Here is a 13,465-nt window from a genome sequence, read left to right on the forward strand (position 1 = left end):
TGACATGGCGGATGACGTCCGTGACCCCGCCCGTGATCCTGAGCGCGACCGGCTTTCCGGCCGGCTCTCTCGCTTCGCGAAAGTCGGGGCGGGGCTTTCGGGCGCGGCCGTCTCCTACGGCGCGAACAGAGTGTTCGCCGGTGAAGACGCCAACGCCCGCAACGCCAAGGCGCTGAAGGCGGCGCTGGGCGGGCTGAAGGGGCCGCTGATGAAGGCGGCCCAGATGTTCGCCACGGTGCCCGACCTCCTGCCGCCCGAGTTCGCCAAGGAGTTCGCGGAGCTCCAAACCAACGCCCCGGCCATGGGCTGGCCGTTCGTGCGTCGGCGCATGGCGGCCGAGCTGGGGGCGGACTGGCAATCCAAGTTCGCCAGCTTCGAGCATGAAGCCGCGGCCGCCGCCTCGCTGGGTCAGGTGCACCGCGCCACGACCCACGACGGTCGCGCCATCGCCGTGAAGCTGCAATATCCCGACATGCAGAGCGCGGTCGAAAGCGACCTGGGCCAGCTGCGCGCCCTGATCGGCATCTTCAAGCGCATGGACGGCTCGATCGACCCGACCGAGATGATTGTCGAGATCGGCGATCGCCTGCGCGAGGAACTCGACTACCAGCGCGAAGCCAAGATGATGTCGGTGTACGGAAACTTCTTCGCCGACCGCGAGAACATCCGTACGCCGACGCCGGTTCCGGCGCTGTCGACGGGCCGCCTGCTATCGATGACCTGGCTGGACGGCCAGGGCCTGTTGGCCTTCAAGAGCGCCCCGCAGGAGACCCGTGACCGCATCGCCGCCCTGCTGTTCGAGGCGTGGTGGAGCCCGATGACCCATCTCGGGATCATCCATGGCGACCCGCACCTGGGGAATTACAGCTTCGGCGGTGACGAGGCGGCGCACCTGAACCTGCTGGACTTCGGTTGCATCCGCGTGTTCCCGCCGACGTTCGTGGCCGGCGTGGTGCGGCTCTATCGCGCGCTCTCGAACGACGACCGCGCGGAGCAGGTCGAGGCCTATCGCACCTGGGGCTTCCAGGGCCTGACCGACGAACTGGTCGACACCCTGAACGTCTGGGCCCGCTTCATCTATGGCCCGCTGCTGGACGACCGGATCCGCACCGTCGCCGACGACGTCCCGCCCGGCGAGTACGGCCGCCGCGAGGCCTTCAAGGTGCGCCAGGCCCTGAAGGCCAAGGGACCGGTGACCATCCCCCGCGAGTTCGTGTTCATGGACCGGGCGGCCATCGGTCTGGGCGCCGCCTTCCTGCACCTGGGCGCCAGCCACAATTGGCGAGCGCTGTTCGAGGCCTCGCTGGAGGGGTTCTCCGAAGCGGGCGTGGCCCAGCGGCAGGCCAAGGCGCTGGCCGCGGTCGGGCTTTAGCGCTCGTACTCCCGCAGCAGATCCTCCAGCCGCCGCTGCTCGGGCTTCATCACCCAGAAGTAGCGACCCGTGTTCCAGCCGACGCTGGCGACCAGGGCGACGCCGAATACGAACAGCATCTGCCAAGCGTCCCTCTCGGTGGCCTTGCCGACTTCCTGCAACTGGGAGACGCCGACCAGCGTCGGCACGAGAAAGACCGGCAGCATCATCCAGAAGATCCTTACATTGGTCCGCGCCCGGCGGTTGGCGGCGAGCATGGCGGAAAGGGTGTCGCGCATGGGCGCGTCGTCAGAGCGTCCCCGGTGGCGTAGCAGGATCCCGGCGATCAGCACCGCCGCCAGGATTAGCCAGCAGACTCCAAGCATCGCCAGCGAGCCCCATTCCCGGACGGGGTCCATACGGCCCGAGGCGACGGTCTGAACGGCGATGGTGGTGAAGATCGACATGGCGACCATAGGAATGGCGAACAGCAGCACCTCGGTCCGGCGCCGGGCTTTCAACGTCTTCATGACTTCCTCCATCAGATAGGTCTGGGCGCGGTCGTCCGGCGTGTTGGCCGGCGAGCGCCAGGCGGCTTCAAGGTGTTCAAACTCCATTGCCGGCCTCCTCCACGAGGCTGGAGACGCGCTGGCGGATACGGGTCAGCCGCGCCCCGACATTGGTTTCGGTTAGCCCGTGCAGGCGGGCGATCTCGGCATAGGCCACCCTGTCCAGCGACAGCAGGATCAGCGACCGCTCGACCGGCGGCAGTTGGCGGATGGCCGCGTACAGTCGTTCCAGCAGCGGCCCCTGCGGGTCACTCCCGGCGTCGCGTGTCAGCAGCTCGGCCTCGACCGTCACGCCACGCAGCCGCCGCCGGGTCTCGCCCCGTCGCCAGGTGAGGGCGGCGTTGTGGGCCACGCGATGGACGAAGGTCCCGGCCGCGCTTTCGTCGCGGAACCTGGGCCGCGCCTTCCACAGGGCCAGGGTCAGTTCCTGCAGCAGATCGTGCTGATCGGCCGGATCGGCGAAGGCGCGAGCCGTCCGGTGCAGCATCGGCAGATGCGGCGCCAGCCAGTCGGCGAACTCCTTGTCGATGCTCCGAACCATCATTCCCCTCGTTTCGAAAGGTTAGATGCCAGCCAGCCCGCCGTCCTTACGGAAGGCTTTCCTTTTTTCAAACGCTCGTTAGCCTGATCGCATGTCCGACGACCTGACAGACGCCCAGACCGCCGCCATCCCCGAGGGCTTCAACCAGTTGAACTGGTCCCGCGGCTTCGGCCGCCAGATAGGGCCTTTGTTCGAACAGCGCGAAGGTCCTGGCCAGGCGCGGTTGGCCTTCCGGGTCGAGGAGCACCACACCAACGGCCTGGGCAACTGCCACGGCGGCATGCTGATGAGCTTCGCCGACATGGCCTGGGGCCGGATCATCTCGCTGCAGAAGTCCTACAGCTGGGTCACCGTGCGGCTGATGTGCGACTTCCTCTCGGGCGCCAAGCTGGGCGACTGGGTGGAAGGCGAGGGCGAACTGATCGGCGAGGAGGACCTGCTGTTCACCGTGCGCGGCCGGATCTGGGCCGGCGACCGCACCCTGATCACCGGCACCGGCGTCTTCAAGGCGCTGAGCCCACGCAAGCCGCGTCCGGGCGAACTGGCCTATACGGAGGCCGCCAGTGGCTGACGATCAGACCCAACCCGCCTCGCTGCTGGCGCCGTTCCACGGCGAGCCGCCGCCCGCGCCGGCTTGGTTCGAGGCGGCGATCTCGCAGGAACCCGAACGCTCGAAGATCGCGGTCGAGGGCGTGGACATCGAGCTCCTGACCTGGGGCGAGGTCGGCAAGCCAGGCCTGCTGTTCCTGCATGGCAACGGCGCCCACGCCGACTGGTGGAGCTTCATCGCGCCATTCTTCGCGAAAGACTGGCGGGTGGCGGCGATCTCGTGGTCGGGCATGGGTGGCAGCGACTGGCGGTCGGCCTACACCGCCGAACTGTTCGCGAGTGAAATCTTCGCGGCGGTCGAGGCCGCTGGCCTCGAGGCGGGCGGCGTGAAGCCGATCGTGGTCGGCCACTCGTTCGGTGGCTTCCCGACCCTGTACTGCGCCGCGCGCCATCCCGAACGCTTGCGCGGCGCGATCATGGTCGACAGCAGTATCCAGCCGCCCGAGAAGCGCTGGAAAGGCCCGCCGCCGCGTTCGGGGCAGGGCGCTCGGATCTATCCGACCCTGGAGGAGGCCCTGACCCGCTTCCGCCTGGCCCCGCCGCAGCCCTGCGAGAACCTCTACATCGCCGACTTCATCGCCCGCCGCTCGCTGAAGGCGGTCGAGGGCGGCTGGACCTGGAAGTTCGATCCAGACCTCTGGCACAATTTCCGGATGCCGGACCTTGGACAGCTGCTGCCCCAGATCGCCTGTCCGGCGGCTCTGATGTGGGGAGAGCGGTCGAACCTGATGCGCGGCGACACCTTGGACTATATGCTGGAGCAAATGCCCAAGGACATGCTGCTCTTGCCCCTGCCCGACGCCGACCACCACGTGATGATCGACCAGCCCCTGGCCTTCGTGGCCGGGCTTCGCGGACTGTTGGCGGCTTGGGCCTAGGCGCCATGGCTGGCCCCGTTCTCGTCTACACGCCCGATCGTGGGATCGGCGACCTGATGTGGCATTTGCCAACCATCCGGGCGATCGCGGCGACGACGCCGGAGAGCAAGGTGGTGCTGGTCGCGCGACCGTCGTGCCGGGCGTCCGAGGTGCTGGCGGTCGAGCCGACCGTGGAGCGAGTGCTGCTGGCCCCGCACTACAAGGACAAGCTGAAGGGCGTCCGCGAGGCCCTCGACTTCTACCGCATCTGCAAAGCCGAGAAGCCGCGCGCGGTGTGGATTCTGGAGAAGATCGACCGTCCCGCCATCGCCGCCTTCCTGGCCGGGGTGCCGGAGCGTCGGGGTTTTGGCCTGGGGCATGGTCAGGAGAGTTTCTTGACCACCGGGCCCTATCTGCCCAAGTCCATGCGGCCCGCCCACAGGATCGACAAGCTCGAGGCCTTCGAGAAGGCCCACGGCCTGGCGGTGACCAGCCGCGAACCCGAGTTGAAGCTCGATCCAAAGGCTGTCGCGACCGTGAAGGCCAAATACGCCGACCGCCCCGGCCCTTGGCTCAGCCTGGGCATCGGCGCCAGCGAGCCTGCCCGCACCTGGCCGGCCGAGCGTTTCGCCGAGACCGCCAGGCGGCTGTCCGACCTGTTCGGCACGGTGTTCTGGGTCGGTGGTCCGCATGAGGCCGAGGCGGCCAGGGCGGCGATCGGCGATCTGCCGAACAATGTCGTGGCCTGCGATCTGCCGCTGGACCAGTCGGCGGCGCTGATCTCGCTGTCGGCGGGGTTCCTGGGCAACGACTCGGGCGCGCTGAACGTCTCCGCCGCCGTCGGCACGCCCTGCGTCGGCCTGATGGGCGCCGCGCCGGTGCCGGCCTATTCGAAGTGGCTCACCCGCCTGGACGGCGGAGAAGGCCGAATCGCGGACATCACGGTTGATCAGGCCGTTGAAGAAGTGCGCAGGCGGTTCCTTACGGAGACGTGGGGCAATTCGCCCGCTTGAGCCTTAAGCCCCTCCGTTGTATCGGGCGGGCTCGGTATCCTCCCTTTGCTTCCAAGGACGACACATGGCCGGCGACTATCACCGCGGTGAGATGGACATTTCTGAACAAGCGGCGACGTTCGCCGCGTTCAACGGCATGACCAAGTGGGGCTCGCTGGGCGTGTCCACGCTGCTGCTGTTCATCACCCTGCTGTTCTGCACCCCGGCCGGCTTCATCGGTGCGGTGATCCCGACCGTCGTGCTGCTGGCCGCGGGGATCTTCTTCCTCCGCGATAAGCCTGCCTCGGCCCACTGACACCGGTAGACATCGGCATATTTTCTCCCTGAACTGCGTCTTCAGCCTCGACAAGAGGCAAGACTATCCCCTACAGAGCGCCCCATGCTGATGCGCAAACAGCGCTCTGGGGAGGGGTATGCCGATGGCCGTTATCGCCGTCACAAAAGAGACCCGCGCGAACGAAACGCGGGTCGCGGCCACGCCTGAAACCGTCAAGAAGCTCGGCGCGGCCGGCTTTTCGGTGGTGGTTCAGGCGGGGGCGGGGACGGCCGCGTCCTATCTCGACGCCGACTACGAAGCGGCTGGCGCCACGATCGCAAAGACCGCGAAGGACGCGCTGAAGGACGCCGACGTCCTGTTCAAGGTGCGCGCGCCCGAGTCGGCCGAGATCGCGGCCCTCAAGAAGGGCGCGATCGTCGCCGCCGCGCTCAATCCCTATCAGGACAAGGAAACGCTGGACGCCCTGGCCAAGGCCGGCGCGACCGCGATCGCCATGGAATTCATCCCGCGCATCACCCGCGCGCAGGTGATGGACATGCTGTCCTCACAAGCCAACCTGGCCGGCTATCGCGCCGTGATCGAAGGCGCCGAAGCCTATGGCAAGGCCTTGCCGATGATGATGACCGCCGCCGGCACCGTCGCCGCGGCCAAGGTGTTCATCATGGGCGTGGGGGTCGCGGGTCTGCAGGCCATCGCCACGGCCCGCCGCCTGGGCGCGGTGGTCACCGCCACCGACGTGCGTCCGGCCACCAAGGAGCAGGTCGAGTCCCTGGGCGCCAAGTTCCTGGCCGTCGAGGACGACGAGTTCAAGAACGCCCAGACCGCCGGCGGCTACGCCAAGGAAATGTCCAAGGAATACCAGGCCAAGCAGGCCGAACTGGTCTCCTCGCACATCGCCAAGCAGGACATCGTCATCACCACGGCCCTGATCCCGGGCCGCGCGGCTCCAAAACTGGTCAGCGCCGCCCAGGTGGCGTCGATGAAGCCGGGCTCGATCCTCGTTGACCTGGCCATCGAGCAGGGCGGCAATGTCGAGGGCGCCAAGCTGAACGAGACCGTGGTCACCGCCAACGGCGCCAAGATCCTCGGTCATGCCAACCTGCCGGGCCGCATCGCCGCCGACGCCAGCGCGCTCTATTCGCGCAACCTGATGGCGCTGGCGACCCTATTCACGACCAAGGAGGGCGCCTTCGCCCCCAACTTCGAGGACGAAATCCTGCAGGCCGCCGTCGTCACCCGTGACGGCGCGATCGTCCATCCGAACCTGAAGACCGCCTAGCAACATCGAGAGAAGGGAGGCCTCCATGGAAGCCGTCGACCCCACAGTGTTCCGCCTGGCGATCTTCGTGCTCGCCATCTTCGTCGGCTACTACGTCGTCTGGAGCGTGACGCCCGCGCTGCACACGCCGCTGATGGCCGTCACCAACGCCATTTCGTCGGTGATCATCGTCGGCGCCCTGTTGGCCGCCGCGGCCCATGGCGCCAATTCGGACTTGGCCGGCGGCGCCGTCGCCGGCTCGACCTGGATCTCCAAGGGGGCCGGCGCGATCGCCGCGGCCTTCGCGGCGGTCAACATCTTCGGCGGCTTCTTGGTCACCCAGCGAATGCTGGCGATGTACAAGAAGAAAGAGAAGAAGTGAGCGGGACCCGGGGGAGAACAAGATCATGAACGCCAATCTCGCCGCCATTCTCTATATCGTCTCGGGGGTGCTGTTCATCCTCGCGCTGCGTGGCCTTTCCAGTCCCGTGACCAGCCAGACGGGCAACCGTAACGGCATGATCGGCATGGCCATCGCTGTCGGCACCACCCTGGCCACCCTGTGGAGTCAGGGCGCGCTGGACGCCGTGACCCTGGGCCTGATCCTGGGCGGCGTCGCCGTCGGGGGCGCGGTCGGGGCGGTCATCGCCCGCAAGGTCGCGATGACCTCGATGCCGCAGCTGGTCGCCGCCTTCCACAGCCTAGTCGGCATGGCCGCCTGCCTCGTGGCCGTGGCCGCCATCTACACGCCCGCCGCCTACGGCATCGTGGGCGAGGACGGCGCCATCCACCTCAACAGCCTGATCGAACTGTCGCTGGGCCTGGCCATCGGCGCCATCACCTTCACGGGTTCGGTCATCGCCTTCGCCAAGCTGAACGGCAACATGGGCGGCGCGCCGATCCTGCTGCCGGCTCGCCATCTGCTGAACATCGCCATCGCTCTGGGCATCGTGGCCCTGGTCGTGGTGCTGGTGATCAGCGGCGGTTCGGCGATCTGGGCCTTCTGGGGCATCTTCGCCCTGAGCTTGCTGATCGGCGTCACCCTGATCATCCCGATCGGCGGCGCGGACATGCCCGTCGTGGTGTCGATGCTGAACAGCTATTCCGGCTGGGCGGCGGCGGCCCTGGGCTTCACGCTCGAGAACACCACCCTGATCATCACCGGCGCCCTGGTCGGCTCGTCGGGCGCGATCCTGTCCTACATCATGTGCAAGGGCATGAACCGCTCGTTCGTCTCGGTGATCCTGGGCGGCTTCGGCGCCGACGCCGCGGCGGCCGGCCCTGGCGGCAAGGTCGAGACCCGCCCCGTCAAGCAGGGCTCGGCCGATGACGCGGCCTTCATTATGAAGAACGCCAGCAAGGTGATCATCGTCCCGGGCTACGGCATGGCTGTGTCGCAGGCTCAGCACGCCCTGCGCGAGATGGCCGACAAGCTGAAGGAAGAGGGCGTCGAGGTGAAGTACGCCATCCACCCCGTGGCGGGCCGGATGCCGGGCCACATGAACGTTCTGCTGGCCGAAGCCAACGTCCCCTATGACGAGGTGTTCGAGCTTGAGGACATCAACAGCGAGTTCTCGACGGCCGACGTCGCCTTCGTGATCGGCGCGAATGACGTCACCAATCCGGCCGCCAAGACCGACCCGACCAGCGCCATCTTCGGCATGCCGATCCTGGACGTGGAGAAGGCCCGCACCGTCCTCTTCGTCAAGCGCGGCATGTCCTCGGGCTATGCCGGCGTGGAGAACGAGCTGTTCTTCAAGGACAACACGATGATGCTGTTCGCCGACGCCAAGAAGATGGTCGAAGGCATCGTGAAGGGCCTCTAGGTCTCTTCTTTCACCGCTGGAAACGACGAAGGCCCCGGCGGCGGCGGGGCCTTTTTCGTACGCTGAACGAAACAAAGGCCCCAGGGTTACCTGGGGCCTCTGTCGCGGGGTGCGGGGAGACAGGGTGTTTTCGGGTAGGCGGTGCTGAAGATCACTTGGCGGCGAACTCGGTCGCTTTGCTGTGGGCGGCGACCATCAGGTTGGCGCGTTCGGCGACCGGCAGCTCGCGTTCGACTTCACGATGGATGGCGGCGACGCAGCCACGCAGCGGCATGCTGCCCAGGACGCCGGCGCGCAGCTTGGCGCGGCAGATGTCTTCACCGACCGTCTCGACGCGGGCCTTGAAGATCTTGGCTTGCGACGGGTTGGCCAAGTCCAGGTCTCCGTAGGCGATGCTGATGGTCTGCTCGCGTTCGGCGGCGTTGGCGGCTTGGGTCAGGCCCAGGACCGGCACGGCGGCGAGGCTCAGGCTGGCGACGGTGGTCAGGCTCATGATGAACTTGCGCATTTTGAAGATCCCTCTGGCTGGGCGCTGTTCTTGTGCGCCGATGAATATTGAATAATCCCCAGAGTTCTCGAAGTCCCGTTACGACTCATTCATGACGTGTAATTAAAGAAATGACGGGCATGTAATGAGATAAACTTCGTGTAATGTTCGGCTCTATATTGAGCATGGGCGTCGAGTTGGGCGGCGTGGTTAGCGAATGGTTAAGCTGCGCCCTGTTTTCGCCCCACGCGACCGTCATAGACCTCCGCCATTCACCAAGCCGAAAGGTCAGGTATGAGAGTAAAGCCGTCCGCGCGCGGTCCTCTCGACTGACCGAACGTCGAAGAGGTAGCGGTTTGATCTCCAAGAGCCTGGCTTTCCCGCCTCAACACCTGCGCATCGCCTTTTTCACCATGCTGGGTGTCGCCGCCATGGCCGGGACCCTGAACGGAGCGATGGCCTTGGGCGAATGGGTGGCGGGGACCGCGCCCGTCGCCGATCCGACTCCGGCCATCGTGGCGATCGCGCCCAAGGCCAAGGAAGCCGAGCCCGAGACGCCGCCGCCCGCCTTCCAGTTCGGTGCGCCGCTGCCCGGCCGGGTGATCAACTCGCCGTTCGGCCTGCGCCAGCTTCCGTGGGAAGAGAACGGCCGCCTGCACGAGGGCGTCGACATCGCCGCGCCCGGCGGCGCGGCGGTCAAGGTCGCCGCCGACGGCGTGGTCAAGACAACAGGTCTCAGCCCCAGTTACGGCCGCTACGTCCTGGTGATGCACAAGGGCGGCCTGACGACGCTCTACGCCCACCTCGCCAAGCCAGCGGCGGGTGTCAAGCGCGGCGCCTATCTGCATCGCGGCGACACGGTCGCCTTCGTCGGCAATTCGGGCCGCTCGACGGGTTCGCATCTGCATTTCGAGATCCGCAAGGGGGACAAGGCCCTGAACCCCACCTTCTTCCTGGACCGGAGCTTCGCCGAGGCCTCGGACCTGCCGCTGAAGGCCGCCGGCCGCGTCTCGCGCAAGGTCCACGTGGCCACCGTCTCGAAGTGGCCACCCGGTGTTACCGGCAAGACCGCCACCGCCAAGGGGGGCGTCAAGGTCGCCCGACTGAAGAATGGCCGCGTCCGCGCCACCATCCCGGTCGCCACGGTTCCGGCGCCGGCCGCCCAGCCCGTGAGCGCTTCGCCGGGCATGACGACCTAAACTCCGTTCCCATCGCAACGCGTCTCGACGCGTCGCAAAGCGTCACTACATTGGACAGTATGATCCAGTTTCTCGGTCGTGGCGTCGCGGGCTTGGCCCTGCTGTTGGTTTCGTACATCGCCGTGGGCGGGCTGGTGAGCGCCGCCGGAGCGCCCAAGATGCGGGGCCAACTGGTCGAGATCGAGCCGGATCGCAAGCTGCGGCTGGTGTGCGAAGGCCCCAAGAGCGACCGTCCCGTCATCTGGCTTGAGGCCGGCGCCTTCGGCTTCGCCGCCGACTGGGGTGGAACCCAAGAGGCCTTGACCGCCGCCGGCTGGCGCTCGTGCGCCTATGACCGGGCCGGCATGGGCTATTCGCCGAAGGGGCCCAGCCCCCGTGACGGCGTCGCCATCGTCACCGATTTCGAGAAACTGGTCGCCGCCTCCGGCGAACCCGGGCCCTACATCCTGGTCGGACACTCGATGGCTGGCCTGCGCTTGCGCGAATATGCCGGGCGCAATCCCGACAAGGTGGCGGGCATCGTCCTGGTCGACGCCGCCACGCCGGAGGCCGCCCAGGATCCGCGGATGCAGGGCTTTATCAAGGCCTTCGCCAGCGCCTCCAAGTGGGCCGCGCGCGGAGCCTCGCTTGGGCTCTACAAGCCGCTGGTCCACACGCGCCTGGGCGACAAGATCGACCTGCCGCCGGCCGCCAAGGCCGAGAAGGGCTGGGCCTTCGCCAATGGCCGCCACAACCGCGTCTCGGCCGAGGAGGTCGGGCTGTGGAAGCAGGCCTCGGACCAAGCCGCCCAGCAGCCCGACTTCGACCCCAAGTGGCCCGTCGCCGTGGTCACCGCCGGTCCGGTGGCGGGTCGCGAGCTGCGCAAGGAAATGCAGGCTGGACCGGCCCGTCGCTCGCGGCGCGGCTTGGTCGATCACGTCGAGGCCGCGACTCACACCCTGTTGATCGGCCGCCGCTTCGCCGACCACATCGTTCGCGCGGTCGCCTTCGTGGCCGACGCCTACAAGAACGACTGATACAACTAAGAAGGGTCCGATTCGGGAGGTTTCCATGGTCAGCGCCGTCAGCCTGGAGGGCGTCAGCAAGACCTATGACGACTTCCATGCCGTGCGAGACGTCAGTTTCGAGGTTCCAGCCGGCCGGATCACCGGGTTCCTGGGCCCCAACGGCGCGGGCAAGACCTCGACCATCCGCATGATCCTGGGCCTGCTGCCGGTGAGCGCGGGCCGGATCACGGTGCTGGGCGGCGACGACGCCCAAAAGGTCCGTGAGCGGATCGGCTTCCTGCCCGAGGAGCGCGGCCTCTACAAGCGCATGACCCCGATCGACGCCATCGCCTTCTTCGCGGGCCTGAAGGGCGTGCCGGAGGCCGAGGGGCGCAAGCGGGCCAAGGCGATGCTGGAGGCCCAGGGCCTGGGCTACGCCATGAAAAAGCCGATCAAGGAGCTGTCGAAGGGCATGGCCCAGAAGGTCCAGCTGCTGTCGGCCCTGGCTCACGAGCCGGAGCTGGTGGTGCTGGACGAGCCGTTCTCGGGCTTGGATCCGGTGAACCAGCAGGCCCTGGAGGCGATGATCCGCGAGATCGCCGCGCGCGGGGCCACGGTGCTGTTCTCGACCCACGTGATGCAGCACGCCGAACGTCTGTGCGACAAGGTCGTGCTGATGGCGCGCGGTCGGAAGGTGTTCGACGGCGACGTCTCCACCGCCCGCTGCGCGGCGCCCCGCGCCCTGGTGCTGGAGGGCGACCTCTCGGCCGAACAGGTCGCGGCCCTGCCGGGCCTGGGGGCGGTGACCTCCGAGACCCTGCCAGACGGCGGTTGGCGGCACGTGGCCGTGCTGCCGCCAAATGGCTTGGGGGCTGGAACCGGCCACGACGCCCTGAAGGCCGCCTTCGCCCGTGACCTGTCGCTGCGACGGTTCGAACTCAAGGAGCCCAGCCTGCACGACGCTTTCATCGTCCTGACGGGAGGCCAGGCATGAGCCGCCTGCTGAAGATCGCGCGCCGGGAGTACCTGGCCTATGTCCGCACCGTGGGCTTCTGGCTGTCGATCATCGCCCTGCCGCTGGTGATCGGCATCAGCGCCCTGGCGCCGATGATGATGATGAAGTCCGCCAAGCCCGAACGCCTGGCGATCGTCGACCTGACCGGCCAGACCTTCGGTCCCGCCCTGGCCAAGGTCATCGTCGAGAATCAGAATCGCGATGGGGCCCGCGCCCTGCGCGCCGCGGCCCTGTCGGCGGCCGGTCCCAAGGCGCGGGAGGAGGTCCGCGAGGCTCAGGAGACCGGCGGCGACGCGGCCGGCCGAGCGGTCCTCGCCCGCTACAATCCTTCGGCGGCCGCCCGTTACAAGGCGCCCCGGGCCAAGGTCATCGTCCTGCCTCCGCCCGCCGAGGCTCAAGCCGCGGTCAGCCCGCGCGTGGCCGGGCTCGTGGCCCGCCGCGAGGTGGGCGAGAAGCGTCTCGATTCGGTGCTGATCCTCAGCGGGCGCGACGACGCCGTCGTGATGGACCTATGGAGCCGCAATCTGGGCGCGCCCGTGCTGGAGAACGACCTGAAGGCCGCCGTGGGCGAGATCATGCGCGAGCGGGCCCTGGCCCGCGCTGGCGTCTCGCCCCAGACGCTGAGGACCGCCGACGCGTTGAAACCGACCTTCAACAGCCTGTCGCCCAAGGCCGCCTCGGGCGAGAAGGTCAGTCTGCGCGATCGCCTGCCGACCATCGTCGGCTTCGCGGCCGGCATGCTGCTGTGGTCGATGATCCTGACCGGGGCCAGCATCCTGCTGAACAGCGTGATCGAGGAAAAGTCGTCCAAGATCCTCGAGGTGCTACTGTCCTCGGCCTCGGTCCCCGAGATCATGGGCGGCAAGATCCTGGGTGTGGCGGGCCTGACGCTGACGGTGCTGGGCGTGTGGGCGATGGGCGGCTGGCTGGCCCTGATCAACTTCGCCCCGGGCCTTGCCGGCGACTTGGCGGCCGTGCTGCTGGGCAAGGGGCTGGTGTTCTATTTCGGCGCCTATCTAATCGGCGGCTACCTGATGTACGCGGCGCTGTTCGCCGGCGTGGGGGCCTTCTGCGAGAGCCAGCGCGACGCCCAGACCCTGCTGGGCCCGATCATGATGGTGATGACCATCCCGGTGCTTTTCATGGGCCAGGCCATCCGCTCGCCCGAGGCGCCGATTCTCAGCGCCTTGTCGTGGGTTCCGCCCTTCACGCCATTCCTGATGCCGGTGCGCATCGCCAGCGATCCGCCGCTGGTTCAGGTGCTGGGCACGGCGGTGCTGATGCTGGTGACTACGGCGGCGATCATGGCCTTCTCGACCCGGGCCTTCCACGTCGGCGCCCTGGCGACGGGAAAGGTCGATCTGAAGACGCTGATCAAGCTGATCGCCAGGCGGCAGGCTGGCTAGGTCCCGAATGCAACAAAGGCCGCGCGGATCGCCGCGCGGCCTTCGAAATCTTCAACGATGTGAAGAGGTCC

The 13,465-nt window shown here is 67.5% G+C and carries 15 protein-coding genes; 12 read left to right on the forward strand and 3 right to left on the reverse strand.

The genetic code is table 11. The features are described 5' to 3' along the window. Positions 1-4 precede the first annotated feature (4 nt). Complete coding sequence (locus tag ACW173_RS10850; protein WP_492085278.1) at positions 5-1,372, forward strand: ABC1 kinase family protein; 1,368 nt, start codon at positions 5-7, stop codon at positions 1,370-1,372. On the opposite strand, the gene ACW173_RS10855 is transcribed toward ACW173_RS10850, so the two are convergent. Together ACW173_RS10855 and ACW173_RS10860 are read right to left on the reverse strand one after the other, a co-directional pair. Beyond that, entirely contained in the window at positions 1,369-1,968 is a 600-nt protein-coding gene (locus tag ACW173_RS10855) for a hypothetical protein (RefSeq protein WP_492085281.1), read from the reverse strand. The two genes, ACW173_RS10850 and ACW173_RS10855, sit on opposite strands and share 4 nt — an antisense overlap. Beyond that, entirely contained in the window at positions 1,958-2,461 is a 504-nt protein-coding gene (locus tag ACW173_RS10860; protein WP_492085283.1) for an RNA polymerase sigma factor, read from the reverse strand. Before ACW173_RS10860 ends, ACW173_RS10855 begins: the two co-directional genes overlap by 11 nt. A 91-nt stretch (positions 2,462-2,552) precedes the next feature. On the opposite strand from ACW173_RS10860, the gene ACW173_RS10865 reads away from it, so the two are divergent. The 7 genes from ACW173_RS10865 (at position 2,553) to ACW173_RS10895 (ending at position 8,301) form a co-directional block, all read left to right on the forward strand. Next, positions 2,553-3,032, forward strand: a complete 480-nt coding sequence (locus ACW173_RS10865) for a PaaI family thioesterase (RefSeq protein WP_492085285.1) — start codon at positions 2,553-2,555, stop codon at positions 3,030-3,032. Continuing rightward, the gene (locus ACW173_RS10870) at positions 3,025-3,948 is read left to right on the forward strand and encodes an alpha/beta fold hydrolase (RefSeq protein ID WP_492085286.1); all 924 of its coding nucleotides are present in this window, start codon (positions 3,025-3,027) and stop codon (positions 3,946-3,948) included. Before ACW173_RS10865 ends, ACW173_RS10870 begins: the two co-directional genes overlap by 8 nt. A 5-nt stretch (positions 3,949-3,953) precedes the next feature. Next, positions 3,954-4,940 carry a glycosyltransferase family 9 protein gene (locus ACW173_RS10875; RefSeq protein ID WP_492085287.1) on the forward strand — a complete coding sequence of 329 codons (987 nt, stop codon included), beginning with the start codon at positions 3,954-3,956 and terminating at the stop codon, positions 4,938-4,940. Positions 4,941-5,004: 64 nt separating this feature from the next. Then, positions 5,005-5,235 (forward strand): aa3-type cytochrome c oxidase subunit IV, encoded by a 231-nt coding sequence (locus ACW173_RS10880; protein WP_492085289.1) that lies wholly within the window; start codon positions 5,005-5,007, stop codon positions 5,233-5,235. Between the two features lie 118 nt (positions 5,236-5,353). Next, positions 5,354-6,496: a Re/Si-specific NAD(P)(+) transhydrogenase subunit alpha gene (locus ACW173_RS10885; protein ID WP_492085290.1), complete on the forward strand. Its 1,143-nt coding sequence runs from the start codon at positions 5,354-5,356 to the stop codon at positions 6,494-6,496. 25 nt (positions 6,497-6,521) lie between these two features. Continuing rightward, positions 6,522-6,857 (forward strand): proton-translocating transhydrogenase family protein, encoded by a 336-nt coding sequence (locus ACW173_RS10890; RefSeq protein ID WP_047403586.1) that lies wholly within the window; start codon positions 6,522-6,524, stop codon positions 6,855-6,857. A 25-nt stretch (positions 6,858-6,882) separates the two neighbouring features. After that, entirely contained in the window at positions 6,883-8,301 is a 1,419-nt protein-coding gene (locus ACW173_RS10895) for an NAD(P)(+) transhydrogenase (Re/Si-specific) subunit beta (protein ID WP_492085292.1), read from the forward strand. Positions 8,302-8,452: 151 nt separating this feature from the next. On the opposite strand, the gene ACW173_RS10900 is transcribed toward ACW173_RS10895, so the two are convergent. After that, a complete protein-coding gene (locus ACW173_RS10900) occupies positions 8,453-8,809 on the reverse strand; it encodes a UrcA family protein (protein WP_492085294.1) in 357 nt (118 codons plus the stop codon). A gap of 335 nt (positions 8,810-9,144) precedes the next feature. Here ACW173_RS10900 and ACW173_RS10905 point away from each other — a divergent pair, with 335 nt between their 5' ends. From ACW173_RS10905 to ACW173_RS10920, 4 genes are read left to right on the forward strand one after another with little or no spacing between them, the layout of a single operon-like run. Next, positions 9,145-9,987 (forward strand): M23 family metallopeptidase, encoded by an 843-nt coding sequence (locus ACW173_RS10905; protein WP_492085296.1) that lies wholly within the window; start codon positions 9,145-9,147, stop codon positions 9,985-9,987. Between the two features lie 59 nt (positions 9,988-10,046). Next, entirely contained in the window at positions 10,047-11,003 is a 957-nt protein-coding gene (locus tag ACW173_RS10910; protein ID WP_492085298.1) for an alpha/beta fold hydrolase, read from the forward strand. A 34-nt stretch (positions 11,004-11,037) separates the two neighbouring features. Beyond that, positions 11,038-11,967, forward strand: coding sequence for an ABC transporter ATP-binding protein (locus tag ACW173_RS10915; RefSeq protein WP_492085299.1), 930 nt, complete (start codon positions 11,038-11,040; stop codon positions 11,965-11,967). Then, positions 11,964-13,394, forward strand: a complete 1,431-nt coding sequence (locus ACW173_RS10920) for an ABC transporter permease (RefSeq protein ID WP_492085301.1) — start codon at positions 11,964-11,966, stop codon at positions 13,392-13,394. The genes ACW173_RS10915 and ACW173_RS10920 overlap by 4 nt, the downstream gene beginning before the upstream one ends. The last annotated feature ends 71 nt before the right edge of the window (positions 13,395-13,465 follow it).

This window comes from Caulobacter sp. ALps2 (genome assembly GCF_058681635.1).

Excerpts from the sequence above, each read along its gene's own strand:
- ACW173_RS10850 (WP_492085278.1), top strand. The coding sequence starts at position 5 with ATGGCGGATGACGTCCGTGACCCCGCCCGTGATCCTGAGCGCGACCGG.
- ACW173_RS10855 (WP_492085281.1), bottom strand. The coding sequence starts at position 1,968 with ATGGAGTTTGAACACCTTGAAGCCGCCTGGCGCTCGCCGGCCAACACG.
- ACW173_RS10860 (WP_492085283.1), bottom strand. The coding sequence starts at position 2,461 with ATGGTTCGGAGCATCGACAAGGAGTTCGCCGACTGGCTGGCGCCGCAT.
- ACW173_RS10865 (WP_492085285.1), top strand. The coding sequence starts at position 2,553 with ATGTCCGACGACCTGACAGACGCCCAGACCGCCGCCATCCCCGAGGGC.
- ACW173_RS10875 (WP_492085287.1), top strand. The coding sequence starts at position 3,954 with ATGGCTGGCCCCGTTCTCGTCTACACGCCCGATCGTGGGATCGGCGAC.
- ACW173_RS10880 (WP_492085289.1), top strand. The coding sequence starts at position 5,005 with ATGGCCGGCGACTATCACCGCGGTGAGATGGACATTTCTGAACAAGCG.
- ACW173_RS10885 (WP_492085290.1), top strand. The coding sequence starts at position 5,354 with ATGCCGATGGCCGTTATCGCCGTCACAAAAGAGACCCGCGCGAACGAA.
- ACW173_RS10890 (WP_047403586.1), top strand. The coding sequence starts at position 6,522 with ATGGAAGCCGTCGACCCCACAGTGTTCCGCCTGGCGATCTTCGTGCTC.
- ACW173_RS10895 (WP_492085292.1), top strand. The coding sequence starts at position 6,883 with ATGAACGCCAATCTCGCCGCCATTCTCTATATCGTCTCGGGGGTGCTG.
- ACW173_RS10900 (WP_492085294.1), bottom strand. The coding sequence starts at position 8,809 with ATGCGCAAGTTCATCATGAGCCTGACCACCGTCGCCAGCCTGAGCCTC.
- ACW173_RS10910 (WP_492085298.1), top strand. The coding sequence starts at position 10,047 with ATGATCCAGTTTCTCGGTCGTGGCGTCGCGGGCTTGGCCCTGCTGTTG.
- ACW173_RS10915 (WP_492085299.1), top strand. The coding sequence starts at position 11,038 with ATGGTCAGCGCCGTCAGCCTGGAGGGCGTCAGCAAGACCTATGACGAC.
- ACW173_RS10920 (WP_492085301.1), top strand. The coding sequence starts at position 11,964 with ATGAGCCGCCTGCTGAAGATCGCGCGCCGGGAGTACCTGGCCTATGTC.